Origin of the sequence: Lysinibacillus fusiformis, from assembly GCF_016925635.1 — a bacterium.
In the GTDB taxonomy this organism is placed as follows: domain Bacteria; phylum Bacillota; class Bacilli; order Bacillales_A; family Planococcaceae; genus Lysinibacillus; species Lysinibacillus fusiformis_F.
The window spans coordinates 4,867,941-4,893,871 of sequence record NZ_CP070490.1 but is presented as its reverse complement, the minus strand read 5'-3'; the positions used below and the strand labels follow the sequence as shown (position 1 = coordinate 4,893,871).

At 38.9% G+C, this 25,931-nt stretch carries 24 protein-coding genes; 19 read left to right on the top strand and 5 right to left on the bottom strand.

Features of this window, described 5'->3' with window-relative positions:
* Positions 1-45: 45 nt before the first annotated feature.
* The 9 genes from lpdA (at position 46) to JTI58_RS24155 (ending at position 11,904) form a co-directional block, all read left to right on the top strand.
* Positions 46-1,473: a dihydrolipoyl dehydrogenase gene (gene lpdA, locus JTI58_RS24195; RefSeq protein WP_205444239.1), complete on the top strand. Its 1,428-nt coding sequence runs from the start codon at positions 46-48 to the stop codon at positions 1,471-1,473.
* Positions 1,474-1,559: 86 nt separating this feature from the next.
* The gene (locus tag JTI58_RS24190; RefSeq protein WP_205444237.1) at positions 1,560-2,576 is read left to right on the top strand and encodes a thiamine pyrophosphate-dependent dehydrogenase E1 component subunit alpha; all 1,017 of its coding nucleotides are present in this window, start codon (positions 1,560-1,562) and stop codon (positions 2,574-2,576) included.
* Positions 2,576-3,559: an alpha-ketoacid dehydrogenase subunit beta gene (locus JTI58_RS24185; RefSeq protein ID WP_016993882.1), complete on the top strand. Its 984-nt coding sequence runs from the start codon at positions 2,576-2,578 to the stop codon at positions 3,557-3,559. Before JTI58_RS24190 ends, JTI58_RS24185 begins: the two co-directional genes overlap by 1 nt.
* 171 nt (positions 3,560-3,730) lie before the next feature.
* A complete protein-coding gene (locus JTI58_RS24180; protein WP_205444235.1) occupies positions 3,731-5,068 on the top strand; it encodes a dihydrolipoamide acetyltransferase family protein in 1,338 nt (445 codons plus the stop codon).
* A gap of 121 nt (positions 5,069-5,189) precedes the next feature.
* A complete protein-coding gene (locus JTI58_RS24175; protein WP_205444234.1) occupies positions 5,190-6,893 on the top strand; it encodes a methylmalonyl-CoA mutase family protein in 1,704 nt (567 codons plus the stop codon).
* On the top strand, positions 6,890-9,043 hold the full coding sequence (gene scpA, locus JTI58_RS24170; RefSeq protein WP_205444233.1) for a methylmalonyl-CoA mutase: 2,154 nt from the start codon (positions 6,890-6,892) through the stop codon (positions 9,041-9,043). Before JTI58_RS24175 ends, scpA begins: the two co-directional genes overlap by 4 nt.
* Positions 9,043-10,140 carry a methylmalonyl Co-A mutase-associated GTPase MeaB gene (meaB, locus tag JTI58_RS24165; RefSeq protein ID WP_205444232.1) on the top strand — a complete coding sequence of 366 codons (1,098 nt, stop codon included), beginning with the start codon at positions 9,043-9,045 and terminating at the stop codon, positions 10,138-10,140. The genes scpA and meaB overlap by 1 nt, the downstream gene beginning before the upstream one ends.
* Before the next feature lie 161 nt (positions 10,141-10,301).
* Positions 10,302-10,742 carry a BrxA/BrxB family bacilliredoxin gene (locus JTI58_RS24160; RefSeq protein ID WP_205444231.1) on the top strand — a complete coding sequence of 147 codons (441 nt, stop codon included), beginning with the start codon at positions 10,302-10,304 and terminating at the stop codon, positions 10,740-10,742.
* Positions 10,743-10,893: 151 nt separating this feature from the next.
* On the top strand, positions 10,894-11,904 hold the full coding sequence (locus tag JTI58_RS24155; protein WP_205444230.1) for an aromatic acid exporter family protein: 1,011 nt from the start codon (positions 10,894-10,896) through the stop codon (positions 11,902-11,904).
* A gap of 21 nt (positions 11,905-11,925) precedes the next feature.
* On the opposite strand, the gene prli42 is transcribed toward JTI58_RS24155, so the two are convergent.
* A complete protein-coding gene (prli42, locus tag JTI58_RS24150; protein WP_205444229.1) occupies positions 11,926-12,021 on the bottom strand; it encodes a stressosome-associated protein Prli42 in 96 nt (31 codons plus the stop codon).
* A gap of 125 nt (positions 12,022-12,146) precedes the next feature.
* On the opposite strand from prli42, the gene mce reads away from it, so the two are divergent.
* The 5 genes from mce (at position 12,147) to JTI58_RS24125 (ending at position 16,936) form a co-directional block, all read left to right on the top strand.
* Positions 12,147-12,560, top strand: a complete 414-nt coding sequence (gene mce, locus JTI58_RS24145; RefSeq protein WP_205444228.1) for a methylmalonyl-CoA epimerase — start codon at positions 12,147-12,149, stop codon at positions 12,558-12,560.
* A gap of 5 nt (positions 12,561-12,565) precedes the next feature.
* Positions 12,566-14,113 carry an acyl-CoA carboxylase subunit beta gene (locus JTI58_RS24140; protein WP_205444227.1) on the top strand — a complete coding sequence of 516 codons (1,548 nt, stop codon included), beginning with the start codon at positions 12,566-12,568 and terminating at the stop codon, positions 14,111-14,113.
* A 106-nt stretch (positions 14,114-14,219) separates the two neighbouring features.
* Entirely contained in the window at positions 14,220-15,173 is a 954-nt protein-coding gene (locus tag JTI58_RS24135) for a hypothetical protein (protein WP_205444225.1), read from the top strand.
* Between the two features lie 135 nt (positions 15,174-15,308).
* Positions 15,309-16,424, top strand: a complete 1,116-nt coding sequence (locus JTI58_RS24130; RefSeq protein WP_205444224.1) for a M20/M25/M40 family metallo-hydrolase — start codon at positions 15,309-15,311, stop codon at positions 16,422-16,424.
* 23 nt (positions 16,425-16,447) lie between these two features.
* The gene (locus JTI58_RS24125) at positions 16,448-16,936 is read left to right on the top strand and encodes a chemotaxis protein CheW (protein ID WP_205444223.1); all 489 of its coding nucleotides are present in this window, start codon (positions 16,448-16,450) and stop codon (positions 16,934-16,936) included.
* Positions 16,937-17,240: 304 nt separating this feature from the next.
* Here JTI58_RS24125 and JTI58_RS24120 read toward each other — a convergent pair whose 3' ends face one another.
* The gene (locus tag JTI58_RS24120) at positions 17,241-17,603 is read right to left on the bottom strand and encodes an NUDIX hydrolase (protein ID WP_431844412.1); all 363 of its coding nucleotides are present in this window, start codon (positions 17,601-17,603) and stop codon (positions 17,241-17,243) included.
* A 366-nt stretch (positions 17,604-17,969) separates the two neighbouring features.
* Between JTI58_RS24120 and JTI58_RS24115 the strand changes: the two genes are divergently transcribed.
* The gene (locus tag JTI58_RS24115) at positions 17,970-18,254 is read left to right on the top strand and encodes a CD3324 family protein (protein ID WP_107894599.1); all 285 of its coding nucleotides are present in this window, start codon (positions 17,970-17,972) and stop codon (positions 18,252-18,254) included.
* A gap of 265 nt (positions 18,255-18,519) precedes the next feature.
* A complete protein-coding gene (locus tag JTI58_RS24110) occupies positions 18,520-19,113 on the top strand; it encodes a GNAT family N-acetyltransferase (RefSeq protein ID WP_205444222.1) in 594 nt (197 codons plus the stop codon).
* Positions 19,114-19,428: 315 nt separating this feature from the next.
* Here JTI58_RS24110 and nspC read toward each other — a convergent pair whose 3' ends face one another.
* The 3 genes from nspC to JTI58_RS24095 all read right to left on the bottom strand — a co-directional run bounded on the left by nspC (position 19,429) and on the right by JTI58_RS24095 (position 22,413).
* Complete coding sequence (gene nspC, locus JTI58_RS24105) at positions 19,429-20,568, bottom strand: carboxynorspermidine decarboxylase (protein WP_205444220.1); 1,140 nt, start codon at positions 20,566-20,568, stop codon at positions 19,429-19,431.
* Positions 20,565-21,794, bottom strand: a complete 1,230-nt coding sequence (locus JTI58_RS24100) for a saccharopine dehydrogenase family protein (RefSeq protein ID WP_155591447.1) — start codon at positions 21,792-21,794, stop codon at positions 20,565-20,567. The genes nspC and JTI58_RS24100 overlap by 4 nt, the downstream gene beginning before the upstream one ends.
* 412 nt (positions 21,795-22,206) lie before the next feature.
* Positions 22,207-22,413 (bottom strand): hypothetical protein, encoded by a 207-nt coding sequence (locus JTI58_RS24095; protein ID WP_205444218.1) that lies wholly within the window; start codon positions 22,411-22,413, stop codon positions 22,207-22,209.
* A gap of 197 nt (positions 22,414-22,610) precedes the next feature.
* Between JTI58_RS24095 and JTI58_RS24090 the strand changes: the two genes are divergently transcribed.
* The 3 genes from JTI58_RS24090 (at position 22,611) to JTI58_RS24080 (ending at position 25,905) form a co-directional block, all read left to right on the top strand.
* A complete protein-coding gene (locus JTI58_RS24090; RefSeq protein ID WP_205444216.1) occupies positions 22,611-24,323 on the top strand; it encodes a methyl-accepting chemotaxis protein in 1,713 nt (570 codons plus the stop codon).
* A gap of 105 nt (positions 24,324-24,428) precedes the next feature.
* The gene (locus tag JTI58_RS24085; RefSeq protein WP_243456245.1) at positions 24,429-25,157 is read left to right on the top strand and encodes a tetratricopeptide repeat protein; all 729 of its coding nucleotides are present in this window, start codon (positions 24,429-24,431) and stop codon (positions 25,155-25,157) included.
* Between the two features lie 115 nt (positions 25,158-25,272).
* Positions 25,273-25,905, top strand: a complete 633-nt coding sequence (locus tag JTI58_RS24080) for a LysE family translocator (protein WP_205444214.1) — start codon at positions 25,273-25,275, stop codon at positions 25,903-25,905.
* Positions 25,906-25,931: the final 26 nt, after the last annotated feature.

Genomic DNA, 25,931 nt, shown 5'->3' with positions numbered 1-25,931 from the left:
TGTTTAATAGAATCTTTAGCACTTTTCTCAATAGGGGGAATAAACATGGCTCAAAATTATGATGTTGTCATTTTAGGTGGAGGTACAGGTGGGTATGTTGCAGCCATCCGAGCTGCTCAGCTAGGCTTGAAAACAGCCATTGTAGAGCGTGAACGTTTAGGTGGTACTTGCTTGCATAAAGGCTGTATTCCAAGTAAAGCCTTACTTCGAAGTGCAGAAGTATATCGTATGGCGAATAAAACAGCTAGCGAATATGGTGTCGATATTGAAGGTGTGACATTACAATTTGACAAAGTTCAAGCGAGAAAACAAGCAATCGTTGAGCAATTAAGTCAGGGTGTGAATACACTGATGAAAAAAGGCAAAATAGATGTTTATCATGGTACAGGGCGAATTTTGGGTCCATCTATTTTCTCACCTATGCCGGGTACGATATCTGTAGAAATGTCAAATGGCGATGAAAATGAAATGCTTGTTCCTACAAATGTTGTCATTGCAACAGGCTCAAAGCCTCGTGGTATGGCAGGGTTAACGGTAGATGGGCAATATGTGCTAAATTCCGATCATGCTTTAGCGTTAGAAAATTTACCAAAGTCATTGCTAATCGTTGGTGGCGGTGTTATCGGAATTGAATGGGCATCTATGCTATGCGATTTTGGTGTATATGTAACAGTTGTAGAATATGGAACATCCATTTTACCAGCGGAAGATGCGGACATTGTTAAAGAAGTGACGAAACAACTTGAAAAACGAGGAGTTCGTATTGTTACGAATGCTCGCTTAGATACAAATACATTCAAAATTGAAAATGATAACGTTTTCATTTCAGCGAAAGTGAATGATAAAGAAGAAATCTTTGAGGCTGATAAATTATTACTTTGTGTAGGGCGTGAGGCGAATACGCAGGGTATTGGTTTAGAAAATACAGAGATTGAAGTGGAAAACGGCTTTATTAAAGTGATTGATTCCTATCAAACGAAAGAGTCTCATATGTATGCCATAGGAGATGTGATTGGTGGCTTACAATTAGCACATGTTGCTTCTCATGAAGGGCTTTCAGCTATTGAGCATATAGCAACAGGGAAAACAGAGAAATTGGATGATTTGAAAGTACCAAAATGTGTTTATTCCTATCCAGAGGTTGCCAGCATTGGCTTAACAGAGAGTGCTGCTAAAGAACGAGGATTTTCATTAAAGATTGGTAAATTCCCGTTTAAAGCCATTGGTAAAGCATTAGTCAATGGAGAGACAGAAGGCTTTGTCAAAATTATTGCTGATGAAGAAACCGATGATATTTTGGGTATTCATATGGTAGGGCCACATGTGACAGATTTAATTGGAGAAGCATCCTTAGCGAAAGTGTTAGATGCAACACCATGGGAAATAAGTCAGGCTATTCATCCACATCCATCCTTAAATGAGGTGTTAGTGGAATCTGCTCTTGCAGTGGATGATCGTGCTATCCATTTTTAATTTTCTGAATTTCATAACTAACATATCCAAATGTGGGGATATAGGATAAGATAGTTATTTCTCTATAATACGAAAGGGGTGTTCGTATGCAAGATGTTCAAATCAAACATGAAGATTTAGGTTTGTCAAATGAAGATGTACTTGCTATGTTCGAAACAATGTTAATGGCCAGAAGATTAGATGAGCGTATGTGGTTACTAAACCGTTCTGGTAAAATTCCGTTTGTAATTTCTTGTCAAGGCCAGGAGGCAGCACAAGTTGGAGCAGCCTTTGCACTTGATAAAAATAAGGATTATATTGCACCATATTATCGTGATATGGGTGTTGTTTTACATTTTGGTATGACACCGAGAGAATTGATGTTATCTGCGTTTGCCAAAGCAGAAGATCCAAACTCTGGTGGTCGTCAAATGCCTGGTCACTTTGGGCAAAAGAAAAACCGTATTATAACAGGATCATCTCCTGTTACAACGCAAGTTCCACACGCAGTTGGTGTTGCACTTGCTGGACGACTACAAAAAGAAGATTTTGTTTCATTCGTTACACTTGGTGAAGGTTCATCCAACCAAGGGGACTTCCATGAAGGAGCAAACTTTGCAGGTGTTCATAAGCTACCAGTCATTATTATGGTAGAAAACAATCAATATGCTATTTCTGTACCAGTGGAACGTCAACTAGGGTGTGCAAAAGTATCTGATCGTGGGATTGGCTACGGAATGCCAGGTGTGACAGTTGATGGGAAAAATCCGTTACAAGTGTATAAAGTGGTGAAAGAGGCCGCAGACCGTGCACGTAATGGGGAAGGTCCAAGCTTAATCGAAACAGTAACATATCGTTTAACAGCCCATTCATCGGATGATGATGACCGTCAATACCGTACGGCTGAAGACATTGCAGAAGGCAAAGCAAAGGATCCAATTGTCTTATTTGAAAAGTATTTAATGGATGCTGGTGTGATGACAGACGCAATACGTACTGAAATCGAAGAGCGTATCATGGCAGAAGTAAATGAAGCAACTGATTATGCAGAAGCGGCTCCATATGCACAACCAGAGCATGCACTTAAATATGTTTATGCACCAGTGGACGGAGGTGACATGTAATGGCAGTAATGTCTTATATTGATGCGATTACATTAGCAATGAAAGAAGAAATGGAACGTGACGAACGAGTTTTCATTTTAGGAGAGGACGTTGGTCGTAAGGGCGGTGTATTTAAAGCTACTACTGGACTATACGATCAATTCGGTGAATACCGCGTCCTTGATACACCTCTTGCAGAAAGTGCGATCGCTGGTGTAGGTATCGGTGCTGCGATGTACGGTATGCGTCCGATTGCTGAAATGCAATTTGCTGATTTTATTATGCCAGCTGTCAACCAAATCGTCTCAGAGGCAGCTAAAATTCGTTACCGTTCTAATAATGACTGGACTTGTCCAATGGTTATCCGTGCACCTTTTGGCGGAGGTATTCACGGGGCACTATACCATTCACAATCTGTTGAAGCACTTTTTGCTGGTACGCCTGGTTTGAAAATTGTCATTCCATCAACACCGTATGATGCAAAAGGTTTGCTGAAAGCTGCTATTCGTGATGAAGATCCAGTATTATTTTTCGAACATAAACGTGCCTATCGTTTAATTAAAGGGGAAGTACCATTAGATGATTACACGTTGCCGATTGGTAAAGCAGATGTGAAACGTGAAGGAGATGACGTGACAGTCATTACCTATGGTTTAGCTGTCCACTTTGCACTACAAGCGGCAGAGCGCCTAGCTGCAGATGGTATTTCTGCTCATATCCTTGACTTGCGTACAGTTTATCCTCTCGATAAAGAAGCAATCATTGAGGCTGCAAGTAAGACAGGTAAAGTATTGCTTGTCACAGAGGATAATAAAGAAGGTAGTATCATGAGTGAGGTTGCAGCAATTATTGCAGAGCATTGTTTATTTGAGCTTGATGCACCAATTCAACGTCTAGCAGGACCTGATGTGCCAGCCATGCCATATGCACCAACGATGGAGAAATATTTCATGATTAATCCTGATAAAGTGGAACGTGCTATGCGAGAACTTGCTGCGTTCTAATAGATCACAACAAGGCTGAATGAAAAAAGAGAAAGCCTCAGACGGAACAACAGATTTTGACTTTGAACACAAGAAAGTCAAAATCTGTCTAATTGCCTATCTACGTTTAATGTTTTTAGCGCTGCATCAGGTACAATGACGCCTAGGCTTAATTGATGGGAGGAATAAAGGATGTCGGTTCAAAATATTACAATGCCACAGCTCGGCGAAAGTGTAACAGAAGGTACAATTGAAAAATGGCTTGTAAAGCCTGGAGATACAGTAAAAAAATATGATCCATTAGCAGAAGTTGTTACAGATAAAGTAAATGCTGAAATCCCCTCATCATTTGAAGGGGTTATTACGGAGCTTCTTGCACAAGAAGGTCAGACATTACCAGTTGGGGCAGTCGTATGCTCGATTGAAATAGCAGGAGAAGGCGAATTACCAGCACCGCCACCTGAAAAAAAATCGGCAGTAAGTACGGCTATTTTAAATGCAGGTGTTCAAAAGAAACAGGAGGCACCACAGCAGGTGGCACCTCCAGTAGCTGCACCAAAAGAGGCACGTACGAGTAAAGTGCGTTACTCACCAGCTGTTCTTCGACTTGCACAGGAGCACGATATTGCATTAGACCTTGTAACAGGAACTGGCGAGGGTGGTCGTATTACAAGAAAAGACCTGTTAAAGCTAATTGAAACGGGTAATATCCCAACGGCAAACGATGTGGCACCAGCACCAACAGCTGTTCAAACAGCATCAGCGCCTACATCAGCGCCTCAGCAACAAGTGGAAAAAGCAGCTGCACCTGTACAACCTGTTCATCCAGGAGATATCGAAATTCCGGTGACGAAGATCCGTCGTGCCATTGCGAATAATATGGTGAAAAGTGTCCATGAAGCGCCGCATGCTTGGATGATGATGGAAGTGGATGTAACAGATTTAGTCACTTATCGTGATAGCTTAAAGAATGAATTTAAGCAAAAAGAAGGCTTTAATCTTACATATTTCGCCTTCTTTGTAAAAGCGGTTGCTCAAGCTTTAAAGGAATTCCCGATGCTGAATTCTATGTGGGCGGAAGATAAAATTATTCAAAAACATGACATCAATATTTCGATTGCAGTAGCAACGGATGATGCCTTATTTGTACCTGTTATAAAACACGCAGATGAAAAATCCATTAAAGGAATTGCTAAAGAAATCCATGAACTGGCTATTAAAGTACGTACAGGGAAATTGGCGATGGATGACATCACTGGTGGTACATTTACAGTGAATAATACAGGTGCATTTGGCTCTGTTCAATCAATGGGCATCATTAATTACCCACAAGCAGCGATCCTTCAAGTGGAAAGTATTGTAAAAAAACCGGTCGTTTTACCAGGTGGAATGTTTGCTGCACGTGATATTGTGAATTTATGTTTATCTTTAGATCATCGTGTGCTTGATGGACTTGTCTGTGGTAAATTCCTAAATAGAGTGAAAGAAATACTCGAAAATACAAATAAATCTTCAACGTCAGTCTACTGATGACTCGTCGGAAACCTGCTGTATAAGGGTTTCCGATTTTTTTTATGCTTTTCGAGTCGCAATTTGTCATGTAGAATAACAAATAGAAACTACTAAGGGGGGAAGCTGATTAAGCGTCCGCATGTCAAACAACATGAAAAATATTGAATTTGAAATACCAGCCTATTCAGACTGGCAAGATGCAGCAATCAAAGCTTTAAAAGGGAAACCATTTGAGTCACTATTCACAAAAACAAATGAAGGTGTTACACTACAGCCACTTTACACGCAAGAAAGTTTAGTAGCTAAGCTTGGAGAAGAGCTTGATTTACAAGTTGCCACAATCCGTTCCCTACAAAATGGTCCAGTGTTTCAGGTGGCACAGCAAATTCACGCTGATTCAAGCGAAGCTTTTTTTGCACAGCTTGAAGATAGTTTAGCTCGAGGCAATGAAGTTATTACGATTGATAGCCGAGTGAGCTTTGCTTGGACAGAAGAAGTATTGGTCAAATTAGCATCATATTTCTCAGAATATTCGTTTAAAATTACTATCGAGAATTCAAAAGACCCATTATTAGCAGTATTCGACAACATTGCAGTAGATCAACAAGAAGCCATTAAAGGTTACATTATTTCGAAAGACCCTATCACTTTGACTGCATTTCCGAACGTGCGCTCAGTCAGTGCAGACACAACGATTTATCATAATGAAGGGGCCAACGCTGTACAAGAATTAGCCTATGCACTTGCATTAGCAGCCAAATTTGCACAACAGGAAGAAAGCTTTGCAGCATTTTCGAAGAAGTTTTTTGTATCCTTTGCTATTGATACACAATTCTTTACGGAGATTGCGAAATTGCGTGCTTTTAAAGTACTTTGGAAAGCGTTCTCATCCGCTTATGGCGTCACAGATGATGTGAAAATCCCGACGGTTGCTGAAACATCATTAAGAAGCTTTTCTAAATTAGATGTGTATGTGAACTTATTACGTTCTTCAAATGAAGCGCTTTCTGGTTTAATCGGTGGTGCCGATCTCTTTACGGTTCATCCACATGATGTGTTAACGAAGCCTACGGATCAATCGATTCGTATTGCTCGTAATGTGTCATTAATATTAAAAGAAGAAACAAATGTCTTGAAAGTAACAGATCCAGCAGGGGGCTCTTACTTTATCGAGTCGTTAACAGCAGATTTTGTGAAAGAAGCTTGGGCATTATTTTTAGACATTGAGACAGCTGGCGGTATTGATGAATACATGGCTTCTGGCAAGCTTGCAGAAGAAGTGGAAGCATCCTATCAAAAGCGTATCAAAGCTGCACAAACACGGAAGCAATCATTAATTGGAACGAATATTTATGCTAATCCAGCTGATATTCTTGAACAGGATACAAATCCATTATTTGCTGATATTAAGCGTATCGCTGCTCCATTTGAGGACTTACGTGCAGACATGACAGCAGCAGATGTAAAAACAGGTATTTTAGCATTAGGATCATTAAAAAGCTCTAAACCACGCGCAGATTTTGTAGCTGGCTTCTTAAACACAGTGGGTCTTGTACCAGAAAAAAGTGAGCCAGTGACAACTGTAGAAGAAGCAGTAGCTTGGCTGAAGGCGACAGAGGCTAAGTATGTAGTGATTGCAGGCAATGATGATGATACAAAAGCATTTGTATCAGCCATTTTAGCTGAAAAACCAGCGAATGTGCTTGTAGATGTAGCGGGTAAATTTAAAGACGAAGAAGAAGCGTGGTTAGCAAATGGCTTAAACGGCTTTATTTTCGCAGGACAAAACATCATCGAAAAATTACAGTCCGTGTTTGCGAGCATGAAGGAGGTCCAACGATGAGCAAGCCAAATTTTAATGTAGTAGAAATAGAAAAAGTTTTAACAGCTGAAACACCTCAAGCGTCTGACGACAAGTTCATGACAAATGAAGGGATTGAAATTAAAGATATTTACACAAAAGAAGATATCAAAGAGGCTAAACACTTAAACGATGTGGCAGGAATTGCGCCCAATACACGTGGGCCATACCCTACTATGTATGTAGCACGTCCATGGACGGTTCGCCAATATGCAGGTTTCTCAACTGCTGAAGAGTCCAATGCCTTTTACAAACGAAATTTGGCAATGGGGCAAAAAGGTCTTTCTGTAGCGTTTGACTTAGCAACACACCGAGGCTATGACTCTGATCATCCACGTGTAACTGGGGATGTAGGGAAAGCAGGGGTTGCCATTGACTCTGTTGAGGATATGAAAATCCTTTTCGATCAAATCCCGTTAGACCAAATGTCAGTTTCGATGACGATGAACGGTGCAGTATTACCAGTTCTTGCATTCTATATTGTGGCAGCAGAAGAACAAGGGGTAACGCCAGATAAATTAGCAGGTACCATTCAAAATGATATTTTAAAAGAATATATGGTGCGTAATACATATATTTACCCACCAGCTATGTCAATGAAAATCATTGCAGATATTTTTGAATATACAGCGAAATATATGCCAAAATTTAACTCTATTTCGATTTCTGGTTACCATATTCAAGAAGCAGGCGCAACAAATGACATTGAGCTTGCCTATACGTTAGCAGATGGTTTGGAATATGTACGAACAGGATTAAAAGCAGGTATTGATATCGATGCATTTGCACCTCGTTTATCATTCTTCTGGGCAATTGGTATGAACTATTACATGGAAGTTGCTAAAATGCGCGCAGCACGCCGTATTTGGGCGCAAATGATGTCAACGTTTAATCCAAAAAATCCGAAAACATTAGCTTTGCGTACCCATTCGCAAACATCTGGTTGGTCTTTAACTGAGCAAGATCCATTTAACAATGTGGCACGTACATTAATCGAAGCAAATGCGTCTTCCATGGGACACACGCAATCCCTTCATACCAATGCGCTAGATGAAGCCATTGCACTTCCAACTGATTTCTCTGCACGTATCGCACGTAATACACAGCTATTTTTACAAGAGGAAACAGCGATGACAAAAGTCATTGATCCATGGGGTGGTTCATACTACGTGGAAAAATTAACAGAAGAAATTACGAAGTCTGCTTGGGCGTTAATCGAAGAGATAGAAGCACTTGGGGGTATGGCCAAAGCGATTGAAACGGGCCTTCCAAAAATGAAGGTTGAAGAAGCCGCAGCCAAACGTCAAGCGAAAATCGATTCTAAAACAGAAACGATTGTGGGCGTGAACAAGTATCGCTTAACAAAAGAAGAGCCAATTGATATTTTGGATATCGATAATACAATTGTTCGTCAAAAACAAATCGAACGTTTAGAAGCGATGAAGGAAGCTCGTGATGAAGCGGAAGTTCAGAAACATTTAGCTCGCTTAACGAAAGCTGCTCAAGATGGAGAAGAAAACTTACTAGCCGTGGCAGTGGATGCAGCGCGTGCTCGTGCTTCTTTAGGTGAAATCTCTGATGCTATCGAAGTAATTTCTGGTCGTCATAAGGCCGTGATTCGTTCGATTTCAGGTGTTTACTCTGCCAACTTCTCGGATGAGGAGCAAATTGCAGAAGTGAAACAAATGACAGAAGAATTCCTAGAAAATGAAGGGCGTCGTCCACGTATTTTAGTTGCCAAAATGGGACAAGATGGACATGACCGTGGCGCGAAAGTTGTCGCAACAGGCTATGCGGACCTAGGCTTTGACGTAGATATTTCACCATTATTTATGACGCCTGCTGAGGCAGCTCAAATGGCTGTTGAAAATGATGTCCATGTTATCGGGGTATCTTCACTAGCTGCAGGTCATAAAACATTAGTGCCTGAATTGATTGCAGAGCTTGAAAAACTAGGTCGTGGGGATATTATCATTATTGTGGGTGGGGTTATACCAGCACAAGATTATGATTTCCTTTATAATGCAGGCGCAGTAGCCATTTTCGGTCCAGGTACAGTGATCCCTGTTTCCGCACTAAAAATTATTGAAGAAATCTACAAACGTTTAGGCTACGAGGAAGTGTCTGAATAATGGACAAAAATAAAGGAATCGAAGACAGTGCGCTATTTGTCATGGACGGAGTAGAGGCAACTCACGACGGGATGCAATATGGTACACCCAAAAAATTCCGAAAGAAAAAGGCAGACAGTCTAAATGTAGGAGAGCTTGCACAACAAGTACGTGCGGGCTCTCGCACACATTTATCAAAAGCCATTACCCTCATTGAAAGTTCCAATGCTACACATAAAGTGCAAGCACAAGAACTATTGCAGGAGCTTCTTCCACATACAGGTAATAGTATCCGAATTGGCATAACGGGTGTGCCAGGAGCAGGGAAAAGCTCATTCATTGAGGCTTTCGGCACAAAGCTTTGTGACATGGGAAAACGAGTTGCTGTCCTAGCCATTGATCCGAGTTCTTCTCTATCAGGGGGAAGTATACTTGGCGATAAAACCCGAATGGAGGAGCTCGTCAAAAAACCTACTGCATTTGTTCGTCCATCCCCATCGGCAGGTACCCTAGGGGGTGTTCACAAAAAGACGCGGGAAACGATGTTAGTTTGTGAGGCTGCAGGCTATGATGTGATTTTAATTGAAACAGTTGGTGTCGGACAAAGTGAAACCTATGTCCGTGGTATGGTAGATTTCTTCCTTCTTCTTGTTTTAACAGGAGCGGGGGACGAATTGCAGGGTATGAAAAAAGGCATCATGGAATTAGCAGATGCGATTGTTGTGCATAAGGCGGATGGTGATAATATTCGTCTTGCCAAAAAAACGGTTGCAGAGTATAAACAAATTTTGCATTTTTTACAGCCAGCTACACCTGGTTGGATGTCAACTGCCATGCCTGTTAGTTCATTAGAAAAACGGGGTCTTGATAAGGTTTGGGATACAATTGGGGAATTCAAGCAAATTGTAGAAGCAAATCACTATTGGGCTACCCGGCGCCAACAACAAACAAAAGAGTGGTTCCAATCGATGATTACCGATCATTTAATTGATCTATTTTATGGGAATCCGCAGCGTAAAGCACAAGTACAACAGCTTGAACGTCAAATTTTAAGTGGGCAATTGACTGTCACACAAGGTGTTGATCGTTTATTTAGCGTAGAGCAGGAAGACAAGTAAACGAGTCTTATTGTCATCTTAGTAAATTCAACTGAATTGTGATGAGCAAGTAGGTGCACAAATTCGTTGCAAACTGCTATGATAAGAGATGGATAAGCGTCAAAAAGCTACTATATGAAATATCACTATTTTGGCGCGAACTTGAAAGGAGCTATCGCTATATGAATATGGATTACGATTTATTTATGCAGGAAATTTTAAAAACAGCACGTGCTGAAATTGAGGCAGCTGGTTATGAACAACTACAAACACCAGAAGCTGTAGAAGAGGCGTTTGCTCGTCCAGGTACAACATTAGTAATGGTGAACTCAGTATGTGGTTGTGCGGGGGGGATCGCTCGTCCAGCAGCGGCACAATGCGTTCATTATGATAAACGTCCAGACCATTTAGTCACAGTGTTTGCAGGGCAAGATAAAGAAGCGACTGCAGCGGCACGTTATCATTTTGGAGAAGATCATTTACCTTCATCACCATCATTCGTTCTATTAAAAGATGGACAAGTAGTCGCAGAAGTGGGACGCTATGAAATTGAAGGGCATGACCCAATGTCGGTTGTGACAAACCTACAAGCAAACTTTGAAGAATATTGTGACGAGCTTTAAGTCCTTTCTTGCATAAGAAAAATCATTCAAATGAAGTAGAAAAGCCTCATAGATCATGTTGTCTATGTAGGCTTCCTACTATTCATCAAGAGTAGATAGTTTCATTATCGTTAAAATTTTTGTAATATTGGCTAAATAATTAGCTAAATGAGTGAAGAGTACTAAAGGATGGGAGGCAGTCGGCCTGAAGACGTTTTCAATCGGCTATCGAACGTTAAAAACAGCAATTGGTGCGGCCATTGCTATTGCCATTGCGCAGTATTTTGATTTAGCCTCATATGCATCTGCTGGTATTCTGACCATATTATGTGTGCAGCCAACAAAAAAGAAATCCATTTATGCAGCCTATACACGACTAGTCGCAAGTATTGTGGCAATGCTTTTTGCCTTCGTAAGCTTTGAGTTATTTGCTTATCATCCGCTTACATTAGCGGGTATGCTTATACTGTTCATACCAACCATTGTGTCTTTAAAGGTTGCGGACGGATTTATCTCCAGTGTCGTCATTATTATGCATATTTACGCTGCTGAAGGTTACTCATTGACACTTGTTTATAATGAATTAGCGTTGATGGCTATCGGTTATGGAACAGGGATTGCCATTAATATGTATATGCCAGACATTCAAAAGGAATTAAATTACTACAGAGTTAAAATTGAGGAGTTATATAGTAAGATTTTTTTAGAAATTGCCAGCTATTTACGGCAAGGAGATACGCTGTGGAACGGGCACGAAATCATAGAAGCAATCAGGGCACTTGAAGAGGCAAAATCATTGGCCTTTAAAGATGTTGAAAACCATTTTATGAGACGTAAAAATGATTACTATGTTTATTTCGATATGCGTGAGCAACAGCTAGAAATTATCGAAAGAGTACTGCCCAAAGTGACAACATTACCTGTTATAGTACAAGAGGCTGAAATTGTGGCAGATTTTTTACAAGACCTTGGAGCGCATGTTCATTCGGGAAATACGGCTAGTCATTATCGTGAAAAGCTCGACAATGTTAAGCGTGATTTTTCTCAACTTCCTTTACCACAAAGCCATGAGCAATTTATCGCCCAGGCAGCACTCTATCAGTTTATAGAGGAAATGGACAGGTATTTAGAAATAAAGCAGTCATTTAAAGGGTTAAAGGCTAAAAAAGAGCGCCCACAGTAGTGTGGACGCCTCATGCTTGTCTTAAACTATCATAGATAATCCGAATGCTAGAGATGAGATTAGCATAATTGCGATCATACTATAAACAACGATTTTTTGAAATTTTTTATTACTCATATGCTCGTTCGCTCCTTCTTTTCTTATAAATAGTTTAGCAAATCTGAAAAATTTCTCAAGTAGTAGAGTTTTGACAAAAAAGTCTGTAAAATAGAGTATGTACCATAACAGAAGGAGATGTCACCATGGAGAGAGTAGACCATATTGGGATTGCGGTGCGCAATCTTGATGAACGCATTACATATTATACAGAAATTTTAGGCTTAAAGTTGATGAAAGTGGAAGAAGTAGAATCTCAGCAGGTTCGTGTGGCATTTATCGACGCAGGTAACGTGAAAATTGAGTTATTAGAGCCGATGAGTGATAAAAGTGCTATTCATGGTTTTATTGAAAAACGTGGAGAAGGAATTCACCATGTTGCGTTCGGTGTAACAGGAATTCGTGAGCGAATGGCAGAGCTTCGTGAAAAAGGTGTACGTCTATTATCCGAAGAGCCAGGACCAGGTGCTGGAGGGGCAGAGGTTGCATTTATGCATCCTAAATCCTCATTTGGGGTGTTATATGAATTATGTGATAAAAGTGGAAAAGGGGATAAGTGATCAGTATGGATATGTTCGACAAAATCAATGACTTGTATGATCGTAAGACGGTAATTGAACTTGGTGGTGGCTATGATCGCATCGATAAACAGCATGAAAAGGGGAAACTTACTGCTCGTGAGCGCATAGACTTATTGCTAGATGAAGGTACATTTTTTGAAATCAACCCATTTATTACACACCGTACAGTAGACTTCGGAATGGATAAGTTGGAGGGACCTGGTGATGGTGTGGTAACTGGATTCGGTAAAATTAAAGGACGTCCAGTATACTTATTCTCTCAAGATTTCACAGTGTTTGGTGGAGCGCTTGGTGAAATGCACGCGAAAAAAATGGCAACAGTGATGGATCTAGCTGCCAAAAACGGTACACCATTTATCGGCATCAATGACTCAGGTGGCGCACGTATCCAAGAGGGTGTTCTTTCACTAGATGGCTACGGTCATATTTTCTACCGCAATGCCATTTATTCTGGTGTGATCCCGCAAATCTCTGTTATTATGGGACCTTGTGCTGGTGGAGCTGTTTATTCTCCAGCCATTACAGACTTTATCCTAATGGTGGATAAAACATCTCAAATGTTTATTACAGGACCTAAAGTAATTGAAACGGTAACGGGAGAAAAAATCTCTGCTGAAGATTTAGGTGGCTCGAAAGTAAATAATGCGGTAAGTGGGAATGCTCATTTCCGCGCTCCATCTGAGGAAGCAGCGATTGATGAAATTAAGAAACTATTAAGCTATTTACCACAAAATAATAAAGAAAAGGCACCTCGCCAAGCACGACCTGAAGGGGATGACTACCGCCCAGAAATCGTAGATACAGTGCCAATCGAAACAACACGTCCATATGATGTACGTAAAGTTGTAGAGCAAGTAGTAGATGAAGGTTCATTCATGGAAGTTCACGCAGAGTTTGCAAAAAACGTAGTAGTTGGTTTTGCACGTATTGCTGGTGAATCAGTTGGACTTGTTTGTAACCAACCAAAAGTACTTGCTGGTGGTTTAGATATTGATTCTTCTGATAAAGCAGCTCGTTTCATCCGTACTTGTGATGCATACAATATCCCAATCATCACATTTGAAGACGTTTCTGGCTTCTTCCCAGGCGTTAAACAAGAACATGGTGGCATTATTCGTCATGGTGCGAAAATTCTTTATGCGTATTCAGAAGCAACTGTACCAAAAATTACAGTGATTTTACGTAAAGCTTATGGGGGCGCTTACGTTGCCTTAAACTCTAAATCAATTGGTGCTGACCTAGTATTTGCATGGCCAAATGCTGAGATTGCTGTTATGGGTGCTGCTGGAGCAGCGAACATCATCTTTGCCCGTGAAATTGCGAAATCAGATGATCCAGAAGCAACTCGTGCAGCAAAAATTGAAGAATATAAAGAAAAATTTGCGAACCCATATGTTGCGGCATCTCGCGGTATGGTAGATGACGTCATCGATCCACGAGATACACGTATCAAGCTGATTCAAGGACTTGATATGCTGTCAAACAAACATGAAACACGTCCAGAGAAAAAACACGGTAATATTCCTCTATAATAGTAGTACAAGCCTAGCAGCTCATAAGTTGCTAGGTTTTTCATTGCCAAAAAGTGAAACATTTTTGTTTGTCATCCGTACTGATAGATAAGAGGAGTTGAGATGAATGGAATGGCAGCAATTACAAACAGCGCAAGAAAAGATTCATGCACAACTTAGAAAAGCATCTAGATTAAACGAACAAAATCAGTTAATTGATGGACAGATTAAACATACACAACAGGAAATAGACAACCATACGGCAGCACTCCATCAAATTCGATCCAAGCTTGACAAATTAGATGGTTTTTCATTTATGAATATGATTCGTACGTGGACAGGGCAACAGGATGAACTGAGGGCAGAAAAAATTGATAAGGCGGCAGTACTTGAATTAAAGCTCAATGAAGCAATGAAAATGCAAACAGATTTAACAGAAGACAGCGTACAAGTGATGAATCAGTTAGCCCAAATTGATGAAAGAGCGTTACAGCAATCACTGCAACAGATTTATCTTCAAAAGAAGGCGTATTTACAAATTCATGACGCTGCCCAAGCTGAGAGACTAGAGCAGTTAGCACATGAGGAAATGCTGACAAAACAACTCATCACTGAAATTCAAGAGGCAGAGGAAGCGGGAGAAGTAGCCCTAACGAGGCTAGGGCAAGCAGCAGCTTCACTCCATTCAGCCAGTGGATATTCTACATGGGATACATTTTTTGGTGGAGGGCTCATCGCCACTCACTTAAAGCATGATGCACTGGATCAGTCAGAAAACTATTTACACAGTGCACAAATTGCGTTACAACGTTTTCATAATGAGTTATTGGATGTTCAAGAAATGTCTACGAAATCGCTACATGTTGAAACAGATGGCTTTGTTAAGTTTGCTGACTACTTTTTTGATGATATTTTTTCAGCATGGTCTGTTCATTCTAAAATCTCAACAGCAAGAGAACAGGTATCACGTGTTCAGGATGATGTACATAATACGATTTGGCGCTTACAAGATAAGCATCATAAAGCAGTAGACTACCTACAATCATTAGAAAAAGAAAAAGAGCGTATTTTCAACCACTAAGGAAAGTCTGAGAATTTTTCTCAGACTTTTTATTTTGGTAGGATTGTTCAATGATTTCAACTCTTCTGACGTTGTGCTAAAATAATATGTATACTATAACGTGGAAAAACACGTAAACTAAGGGAGTTTTACAACATGACAAGTCGTTTAGTAGAAGAGTTTTTTGAGCTCGTACAAATTGATTCAGAAACAAAACATGAACAGCTAATTGCACCCATTCTTGTAGATAAGTTAACTGCACTCGGATTTTCAGTTATCCAAGACGATGCACATACACGTAATGGACATGGGGCAGGTAATATTATTGCTACATTAAAAGGCACATTGGATGTGGAACCAATCTACTTCACTTCTCATATGGATACCGTTGTTCCAGGAAAAGGCATCAAACCTTCTCTACGTGAAGATGGCTATATCGTATCCGACGGTACAACGATTTTAGGTGCTGATGATAAGGCAGGACTAGCAGCATTATTTGAGATGGTTAAACGTTTAAAAGAGCAAAATATTGCACACGGAGATATTGAATTTATCATTACAGCTGGTGAAGAAAGCGGCCTTGTTGGCGCTAAAGAGTTAGATCCAGCTAACATTAAAGCAAAATATGGCTTTGCAGTGGATAGTGATGGTAAAGTTGGCGGCATCGTGACAGCGGCGCCATTCCAAGCGAAAATTTTCACGAAAATTATCGGTAAAACGGCACATGCGGGAGTAGCTCCAGAAAAAGGAATTTCTGCTATTACAGTCGCATCAAAATGCATTGCTCAAATGAAACTAGGCCGCTTAGATGAAGAAACGACAGCGAATATTGGACGTTTTGAAGGTGGACAAGCGACAAATATTGTTTGTGACGAAGTGACAATCCTTGCAGAAGCACGCTCAATAGACAAAGCTAAATTGGATGCGCAAACAATGCATATGCAGGAAACATTTGAACAAGTATCAGCGTCATTAGGTGCACGTGCTGAAGTAGAAGTGAAGCTGATGTACCCAGGATTCCGTGTAACAGAAACGGATAAAGTAGTTCAAATAGCCATGACTGCTGCACGCAATATTGACCGTACACCGACACTAGGCATTTCAGGTGGTGGATCAGACGCAAACGTGATTGCAGGTTTTGGCATTCCGACAGTTAATCTATCTGTTGGATACGAGGATATCCATACAACGAATGAAAAAATACCAGTAGAAGAGCTTGAAAAATTAGCAGATTTACTAGTAGAAATCGTCAAAGAATCCGCGAAAAACTAACAGTCGAATAAGGATGTGACCCTATGGAAAGTGTCAAAGCAGTCGTTTTTGCTTGTGGGACAGAGGAGTATGCTGTGCCGGTGGAGCAAGCGATTTCAATTGAAAAATTAGAGCATGTAACACCTATTCCCCATTTACCTAATTATCTTCTAGGCTTTACAAGAATTCGTGGTGAGCTTGTACCTGTTCTTGATTTTGAACGCATACTGTACAACCGCTCATCGAATCCAGCAACTGCTCGTATCATTGTGTTGAATACAGATGTGGTCAATTATGGATTACTTGTCACAGAAGCACGTGAAATTCTTGATTTCGATGAATCAGTACTTCAGCAATTGGGTCTAGTCAATTATAGTAAAACACGCTACTTTACTGCTGTAGCTAATCTCGAAAATCGAATGATTACGTATGTTGATCCAAAAATACTAGTTAATTCATTAGATGGCATTCGTGAGATCATCAATTATTTACACAAAATGCTTGAAAATGAAAAGGAAAACGTAGAGTCTTAGATTTTTATAAAAAGTCTAGTTATTTTCTACTGTTAAAGATTTAACAACATGACAAATAGAATGTTACACATTATAATAGCTTTTTGCAGAATTAGTTGAAGGACTAATTCTGTTTTTTTATATAGATGTAGTTTTTTAATAAAGTTCGATTAAAAGTAAGTTGCAAACGCTGTTTTTATACAGAAAGGAACCAACTGTTTTGAAACAAAGTTTGATCAAAACAGTTGGTTCTTTATTTATCTAGTTTGGTTTTTATAAAAAAGTTTAGTTATTTCGGGATGCGAATATTCAATTAAAGACCCCGTTACTTTAAGTACATTTTTTCAAAATCTATGTATTGCTCAATAAACCCTCTATATTCATCAGATAATTCATTTGGCAAATTATTAATTGAGAAATATTGCATTTTTTCTGACTCGCTATAATCAATTTTCATTTCTCCACTTATATCTTTGGTATAATAAACTGCTGTAACCGAATATAATTCATCACCATTTGGAACTTTGAAGTAATATTCAGAACCAGAGAAGACATTTAGTAATTTTAAGTTTTCAACTACTAATCCCGTTTCTTCAAAAACCTCTCTTTTTGCTACCTCTTCAAAACTTTCTCCTAAATCCATTAAACCACCTGGTAAACCCCAATAACCATCATGCCTTTTTTGCAGTAGTACATCATTTTGTTCATTTAAAATGATGACAACAGAACCAGGTAAAATAATAGGTCTATGTCCTACATACTGTCGTAATTATTTATAGTATTCCATTTATTACATCTCCTTTGTGACTGGTTTTCAATAAATTCTATAATTCAACTTACAGTTTGTTTTTTCCTTCTTATAAATCAAAAACAATATGGTATAATATGTATTAAATGTAAAGTGAAATTGTATTAAAATCTAAAATTGCAAGGAGGATTGAGTGTGTGAGAAGGAATACTATTTTTGCATAGCAAAGGCTATTGCATAATAAAATAATTGAAAAAGTAGCCTTTGCTCTTCCTAAAAGAAATACTAAAAATTAGGAGTGCAAAAATGAGCTATAAAAAAGCAAAGCATATACTTCCAACTGAGTTGGTGGAGTTAATACAGAAATATGTTGATGGTGAATATATTTATATCCCACGAAGAAAAGATAGTAAAAAGAGTTGGGGGTCCAGTACTGCTACCAGAGGAGAATTGGATCTAAGAAATTCTAATATATATAATGATTATCTATCGGGGTTGAATATAGCTTCTTTGTGTGAAAAATATTATTTGTCATCAAAAAGTATTCAAAGAATTGTATTAAAAGAGAAAAGAAAAAGAACAAATTTTTAAAATAAGCCAATGTGGTTTTATGCCGCATTGGCTTATTTTCTTTTATGAAATAAGTTTGAGGTTTTTTCAAGTAATGTAAGTCAGATATAATCTAATCAACTCTTATAAAAGGTAAGGGGAACCAGTTAATTGATTTTTGAGACCCAGACGTAGTTTATCTAGATTAATGAACTGAAGTGGAAGTATGTATTGGGCGGACATTGTTACTTAAGGAATTGTTTTTTTGTGCAAAATGAATATTAGCAAAGGAATAGGGGGGATAGATATGAACAATTTATTTACAATAGATTGTGGTGACATTTTACTGAGAGAATTTAGAATTGAAGATGCTGATGCTATTTATGAGCTAACCTCACAACCTGAAGTTTATAATTTTCTGCCAGATTGGCGTTCAACAAAAGAACAACGATTAAACTGGGTCACGAATTATGAAATACCCGACAATAAAAAGTTTTTGTTAGCTGTACCTAATATTAGTAGTGCTAATTACCTGAAGTTGGGAATTATATTGAAGGAAACTGGAGAATTTATTGGTTTCTGCAATATAGGTATTAAAGAAGAGCTAAGTGAACCAAACCGAGAAGTTGTTTATGCAATTTCAAAGCAATACAGTTGTCGTGGATACACAACAAATGCAGTAAAAGGATTGATAAAATATTTGTTTGAGAATACAGATTTAGAGCTGCTTAATACAGTTGTTCTACCTCACAATTTAGGCTCAAATAAAGTTATTCAAAAATGCGGATTTCGTTTTAATGGAGAAATTGAAATTGAAGACCAAACTCATTATCATTACACTCTTAACAAAGAGGATTGGAAAGGGGGAAAAATCACTAAGACTATTGAAAGATTCATATAGTGGGAGTGTTTCAACAATAATGTAGACGTTTACTTTCTAACCAAACAGCGTTCCTGTAATAAGTGGACGGAATGTTCTTAGTAAAACATTTAATTTTGTGAAGAAATGTACTTAAACTAACGGAGGGCTTTAGTTGAATATTCAATTTCCGAAATGATCAATCTTTATTACAAAAAAACCAATACAAAATGAAAAATAAGGGCTATGATTTTCTATAAGAATCATCATTTATAGCTGCGTTTCAATTGACTGCTTTGTTTTTCAACAACATGAAAAGCCCTTCCAGCATAAACTGGAAGGGCTTTTCGCATGTCATTAAGACAAACGACCACTGTAGTCTTCAAATTTAAACTCACGGATAACCTTAATGCCTTCTTCATCGTTATAAGAAACGATAGAAGGGAGGTTGACACCGTTAAACATATGGTTTTTCACCATTGAATAATGAGCCATATCTGTGAATACAAGACGATCACCTGGTTTTAATGGCTGTTCAAACGAATAATCGCCAATCACATCACCAGCTAGACATGTTAGTCCACCTAAGCGATATGTGTGTGCTAATTCATTTGCTTGGCCAGAACCAATAATCATTGGACGGTAAGGCATTTCAAGTACATCAGGCATGTGACATGTTGCTGACGTATCTAAAATAGCAAGATCCATTCCATTTTCTTGAATATCAAGCACAGTAGCTACTAAATAACCTGTATTAAGGGCTACTGCTTCACCTGGCTCTAGATAAACAAGCAGGTTGTATTTATCTTGAATATAATTAATGATGTTTACAAGTTTCTCTACATCATAATCTTCACGTGTAATATGGTGACCACCACCGAAATTCAACCATTTCATTTGATGTAAAACATCACCAAACTTTTCTTCAACCACTTCAATAATACGCTCTAATGTATCTGAATTTTGTTCACACATCGCATGGAAGTGTAAGCCATCGATACCGTCAAGCTGTGATTTATCGAAGTTAGCCAAAGTCGTTCCAAGACGGGAATTCGTATAACAAGGATCGTAAAGAGCTGTTTCAATTTCAGAGTACTCAGGATTCACACGAATACCACATTCAATTGTTTTACCAGTAGATTTTACTTTATCCTTGAACTGAGCCCATTGGTTAAATGAGTTAAATACGACGTGATCCACATAGCCTAGAAGCTCGTCCATTTCATGCTCAATATAAGCAGGAGCATAAACGTGTACTTCTTTGCCCATTTTTTCATAGCCAAGACGCGCCTCATGCAGGGAGCTGGCTGTAATGCCTGCTAAATATTCCCCTACTAGCGGGAAAGTTGAATGCATAGAGAACCCTTTAAGGGCTAGTAAAATGCGGCAGCCTGTACGATCTTGAATTGATTTTAAAAGCTCAAGATTTTTTGTTAATAATCGCTCATCCACTACATAAGAAGGGGATGGAACTTTTGAAAAATCAATTGGTTTCATCGGCTTAATTCCTTTGCATCTAAATCAAGGTCTAGTAACTCTGGGTTATGGCTTTCTTGCCATGGTAGACCCCATTTATTTAATGCATCCATGAATGGATCTGGATTGAAATCTTCCACATTCCAAACACCTGGTTTACGCCATTCACCGTTCATCACAAGCATTGCACCGATCATAGCTGGTACGCCAGTTGTGTAAGAAATCGCTTGTGAACCAACCTCGTTGTAGCACTCTTCGTGGTCACATACGTTGTACACATAATACGTTTTTTCTTTGCCGTCTTTTAGACCGCGAATGATACAACCGATGTTTGTTTTACCTTTTGTACGTGGTCCAAGTGAAGCTGGATCAGGTAATACCGCTTTAAGGAAGTGGATTGGTTGAATCATTTGTCCTTCGAATTCGATTGGCTCAATTGATGTCATACCTACGTTTTCTAATACTTTTAAGTGTGTTAAGTATTTTTCAGAGAACGTCATCCAGAAGCGGATTTGTTTTAAACCTTTGATATTTTTTGCAAGTGATTCCAGTTCTTCATGGTATAGAAGGTAAATATCTTTTGGTCCGATTTCCGGTAGGTTATACACTTCTTTTTTCTCAAGTGGTGCTGTTTCAACCCACTCGCCTTCTTTCCAGTAACGACCATTCGCTGTAATTTCGCGAATGTTAATTTCTGGGTTGAAGTTTGTTGCGAAATGATAACCATGATCTCCCGCATTGGCATCCACGATATCGATATAGTGGATTTCATCAAATTCATGTTTTTGTGCATGAGCTGTGAAAACGCCTGTTACACCTGGGTCAAAACCGCTACCAAGTAGTGCAGTTAAGCCAGCTTTTTCAAACTTCTCTTTATAAGCCCATTGCCATTTATATTCAAATTTTGCCGTTTCAGGTGGCTCGTAGTTTGCAGTATCCACATAGTGCACACCTGTCGCTAAGCAAGCATCCATAATCGTTAAGTCCTGATAAGGTAAGGCCACGTTAATCACAACATCTGGTCCGAAAGCTTTAATAAGCTCAATAACCTCTTCTGTATTGTCTGCGTCTACCTGTGCAGTATGAATTTTTGTTTTTCCGCCGTCAAGTTTTTCTTTTAGAGCGTCACATTTTGAAACAGTTCTACTTGCGATACAAATTTCCTCAAATACGTCCGAATTTTGAACACACTTGTGTACCACAACACTGGCAACTCCGCCAGCTCCGATAATCAATGCTTTACCCAATTGTCTACCCCCAAGTTCATATAAAGTATTGTCAAACAAGCTGATTATACAGAAAATTGATATACTACTCAATCATTGTTTTAAAATTTTCTACAAAAAATTTTATTTTTCTACAACAATTAGACGTATACGGAGGGGAATACCTCGGAAAAGGAGGGAATTGTGAATAAATCTAAGAAGCCATTTTAGTAAAAATAGATGGAAATAGCTGTTTTATAGACCCGAATAATTGGTGAGGTTTAATCTCAATTCCACGACATCAAATAATTAATTTTCTAAATGAATGGTATGACATAGTATCTCTTCTGACTTACTTTTTGATTCACGCGACTAAATCTTTACATAAAAAAATCCCTTTGCATATAGAAAGGGAAGGAACCACATTAAACGTGCTACTGACAAATGATACATATTATTTCAAAAAACGATTGGATACTTGTTGCTTTTCTTCTCCCCATATATAGAAGAAAACCACCAGTAATGTACTTAAAAAACCCATCACAAGAGCATACGTGCTGAGGGCTACATCCACTTGACTTTGCAAGGCATAAATAAAAATAGCTCCGATTGTTAACAAGTTTCCTGTAACAATCGATATAAAATGAAAGCGTTTATTCATAGCAAGCCCTCCTATTAGATGAATTGGTAATGCTCATGATGATTTACTTCAATTATCGCACAATTCAGAACTTTTATCCAATGTTTTTATCTTACTAGAATAATTAAAGATGCTTTTTTAATACATCTTTTTGTAGTATGATGAAAAACAAAAGGGAATATTCATAGATTATTACAAGAAAGGGGAGAGGATGAATCGTGAAATTACGTAATTCATTAACTTTTCAACTTGGAACGATTATCGCTGGTATTTTAGTGGTGATGCTAGGGATTACATCGTTCGCTACATACATAACTGCTTACAATAAACTTTATGATGCTGCTGGTGTGGAGGCATATGGATGTGCCAATATTACGACAGGTTTGATCAATCCAGAACAATTGGACAAGGCCATTCAAGGCGATCGAGCTGTACAGGAACACATCGGGAATGATTTAAACTGGACAACAGGTCATAAAGATATTTTCCAAACACAATATATTCTAGCATTGGATGGTACATTATTAGCGCTTGATGATCATTTGGCTGAAAAAGGCTTTGCTCCTGGTGATCAATTTCATTTAGACAAAGAAGCGATTGATATGTTGCTTACACATAAGCATCCGACATACTCACAGCCTTATACCTTTGCAGGGATGGACCGTTTATCTGGCTATGCCCCTATTTTTAAAGACCATGATTCTAGTAAAGAGATTATTGCCATTAGTGTCATCGACTTTGATGCCAATATCGTAAAGGAGCGAACGTGGGATGTTGTACGAAATGGAATATTAATTAGTATTTTCCCTATGCTAATCGCTTCCATCATTACAGGCTTTTTAATCCGTCGTAAAGTAAGACCGATTAGTGTGCTCATTCAGCAGGCGAAAGAAATTGCGAATGGGAATTTAGCTGTACCTGAAACAAAAATTAACAGTAAAGATGAAGTAGCGGATTTAGCGAATACATTAAATCGAATGACGGCTAATTTACAAAATATGATTATGACGATGCGTTCCACTTCCAATACGTTGACGAACAACGCTGATGAAACCGCTTCCACCTTGAACGATATGAGCAATACTATTCAAGGTGTTGCCAATAATATCGAAGAAGTGACAAGTGCTGTGACCGCAGGGATGCACCATGCTGAAAATGCGACAGATGTTCTTACTTCCTTAGCAGGGGACCTTCAAATGATTCAAAGCAATGCCAATAACAGTGCTGATAATGCCCGACAAACGATGGAATTAGCAACAGAGGGTGAGCGACTAGCGAAAGATATAAGCAATGATATGGCATTGATTCATAGCGGATCAGGTGAGGTGCGACAAACAGTAGAAAACTTAGTCACGTCTGCAACGAAAATTCAAACGATTACAACGTCTATTGCGAACATCGCATCACAAACAAATTTGCTAGCTCTGAATGCTTCCATTGAGGCGGCTAGAGCAGGGGAGCATGGTAAAGGCTTTGCGATTGTTGCTGAGGAAGTACGCAAGCTTGCTGAGCAATCTAATCAAGAGGTATTACAAGTTGAACAGCTTATTCAGGATATAATGAAGCATGTTCAGCAGGTTATGTCATCTACGAATGATAATACGCAATATATTGAAAAAGGGACGGAGACGGTGCGTCTAACAGCACAATCTTTAGGGAATATTTCGACAGCAGTGGCCACAACAGTAGAAGAAATGATTACTATTTCTACTGCCATGACCGCTGAAAATGAAAAATCAGCACGCATTGTGCAAATGATTCAACAATTAACGGAATCCATTCGAGATATAGAAGAAACAATGAATATGATTACTATTGCGGCACAGCAAACAACTGCAAGCATTGATGAGGTAGCACAAGGTTCTAATGAAACAAATCATATGGCACACACACTTGAACAGCATGTAAAAGCGTTTAAATTAAAAGAATAATAGAAAGATTAGGACATGCTGTCTTTTGCTTCTACTGCTTAGATGGTAAACTAGCATTAAGATTTTTCTTTTGCGAAGGTGAGGATTTTAATAGTGGTAAAACAAATGAACGAACAAGTTCAACAAATCAATGACTTGTTTTTGAGTGGTCAAGTAAAGGAAAGTTATCAACTAGCTAAAGAAATATTGGGCAATCATGCAGCTGTCGAAGAAGAGGCCAATCAAATCATCCAGCAGCATGTGGCAATGCTAGAGGCAAATGGGTATGCAAACATGCCTCAGCCTACTGATGATAAGGTGAAGCAAAGTGTGGAACGTACAGATGGCTCGTATCCAGAACGAGATGTTCTCGCAGCCTATATAGGTAGTCAGGATGATGAGCAATTTGGCAAAGTGATCGATGAATTATTAGCAGGGTCTATAGAAGCGCAAGCTAACGCCTTTTATACAATGGCGGAATACTATGTCCTCGCTAAAGAACAGGACAAGGCATCTGTGCAATATGCGGAGGCAATCAAATTACAGCCCAATAAGGCATTGTATTGGGGAGCTTTTGCACAGTTTTTGAATCGTCACGAAGGTAGCCCTTATTTGGCTTTACGACTGATTGAAGACGCTATACTATTGGATGGGATGAATCCTCGTTGGCACTATATACAAGGGAATATTTTTTTCCAGCTCGTAGCAGCGACAAAAAATTTAAGCTATTTACCTGCCTTGGAAGAAGCATGGGAAAAAGCTGAAAAACGTTGTACAGCCAAGCAAGTTACACTGAAAATGGATTTGGCAAAGTCAAACGATGTGTTAGCGCAATGGAAAAAGCAAATGCTATAACAGTTAAAAAGTCGTATGAAATATTAATAATTATTTCCTTTTGAGTATAATTATGCTATAGTGAAACCATAAACGGACGTATGAAGCTTATCGATGACATGAAAGAAGTGTTTTTTTGAGTTTATATGTAGCGTATGTATTGGTAGGACTTGCCATTGCCATGCCTGTAGGAGCTATTACAGTAGAAATGACAAAGCAAGGACTCAAAAATGGTTTTATGCACGGCTGGGCTGTAGGGCTTGGTGGCATGACCATTGATATTGTATTGGTTTTTGCTTTGTATATGGGACTAGCCTCTATCTTGGCTATGCCTTTGATTCAACTACCTATGTGGATTATTGGAGCGGGCTTTTTATTCTTGTTAGGCTATGATTCTATCAAGAACGCTGACCATGATATTACATTGGCAGGAGAAAAAGTAACCAAATCGTTTTTTGCCTCTTATTTTAACGGCTTACTGGTGGCTATTTCGCCTGGGAATCTCGTTTTTTGGGTCAATGTATTTGGTGTAGTGCTAGCAAAATCTTATGGACAAGGGCAGCCAACGAACTTTTTAATTATTGCAGCTGGTGTTTTAAGTGGAATCTTACTCCACGATATCGGTTTGCTGACCATTGTTTCGGTTACCCGTAAAGCTATGAATCGTAAGATGATTAGGACATTTACAATTGTCGCAGGATTCTTATTGATTGGTTTTGCTTGTTATTTTATATATGAATTTATACAAGGAATTAAGATTTATATATGAAACAGTGCGATCCCTAAAGATCGCAC

Bases quoted from the DNA above. Each gene is read 5' to 3' on its own strand.
- lpdA (WP_205444239.1), top strand. From the start codon at position 46: ATGGCTCAAAATTATGATGTTGTCATTTTAGGTGGAGGTACAGGTGGG.
- JTI58_RS24190 (WP_205444237.1), top strand. From the start codon at position 1,560: ATGCAAGATGTTCAAATCAAACATGAAGATTTAGGTTTGTCAAATGAA.
- JTI58_RS24185 (WP_016993882.1), top strand. From the start codon at position 2,576: ATGGCAGTAATGTCTTATATTGATGCGATTACATTAGCAATGAAAGAA.
- JTI58_RS24180 (WP_205444235.1), top strand. From the start codon at position 3,731: ATGTCGGTTCAAAATATTACAATGCCACAGCTCGGCGAAAGTGTAACA.
- JTI58_RS24175 (WP_205444234.1), top strand. From the start codon at position 5,190: ATGTCAAACAACATGAAAAATATTGAATTTGAAATACCAGCCTATTCA.
- scpA (WP_205444233.1), top strand. From the start codon at position 6,890: ATGAGCAAGCCAAATTTTAATGTAGTAGAAATAGAAAAAGTTTTAACA.
- meaB (WP_205444232.1), top strand. From the start codon at position 9,043: ATGGACAAAAATAAAGGAATCGAAGACAGTGCGCTATTTGTCATGGAC.
- JTI58_RS24160 (WP_205444231.1), top strand. From the start codon at position 10,302: ATGAATATGGATTACGATTTATTTATGCAGGAAATTTTAAAAACAGCA.
- prli42 (WP_205444229.1), bottom strand. From the start codon at position 12,021: ATGAGTAATAAAAAATTTCAAAAAATCGTTGTTTATAGTATGATCGCA.
- mce (WP_205444228.1), top strand. From the start codon at position 12,147: ATGGAGAGAGTAGACCATATTGGGATTGCGGTGCGCAATCTTGATGAA.
- JTI58_RS24140 (WP_205444227.1), top strand. From the start codon at position 12,566: ATGGATATGTTCGACAAAATCAATGACTTGTATGATCGTAAGACGGTA.
- JTI58_RS24135 (WP_205444225.1), top strand. From the start codon at position 14,220: ATGGAATGGCAGCAATTACAAACAGCGCAAGAAAAGATTCATGCACAA.
- JTI58_RS24130 (WP_205444224.1), top strand. From the start codon at position 15,309: ATGACAAGTCGTTTAGTAGAAGAGTTTTTTGAGCTCGTACAAATTGAT.
- JTI58_RS24125 (WP_205444223.1), top strand. From the start codon at position 16,448: ATGGAAAGTGTCAAAGCAGTCGTTTTTGCTTGTGGGACAGAGGAGTAT.
- JTI58_RS24115 (WP_107894599.1), top strand. From the start codon at position 17,970: ATGAGCTATAAAAAAGCAAAGCATATACTTCCAACTGAGTTGGTGGAG.
- JTI58_RS24110 (WP_205444222.1), top strand. From the start codon at position 18,520: ATGAACAATTTATTTACAATAGATTGTGGTGACATTTTACTGAGAGAA.
- nspC (WP_205444220.1), bottom strand. From the start codon at position 20,568: ATGAAACCAATTGATTTTTCAAAAGTTCCATCCCCTTCTTATGTAGTG.
- JTI58_RS24095 (WP_205444218.1), bottom strand. From the start codon at position 22,413: ATGAATAAACGCTTTCATTTTATATCGATTGTTACAGGAAACTTGTTA.
- JTI58_RS24085 (WP_243456245.1), top strand. From the start codon at position 24,429: ATGAACGAACAAGTTCAACAAATCAATGACTTGTTTTTGAGTGGTCAA.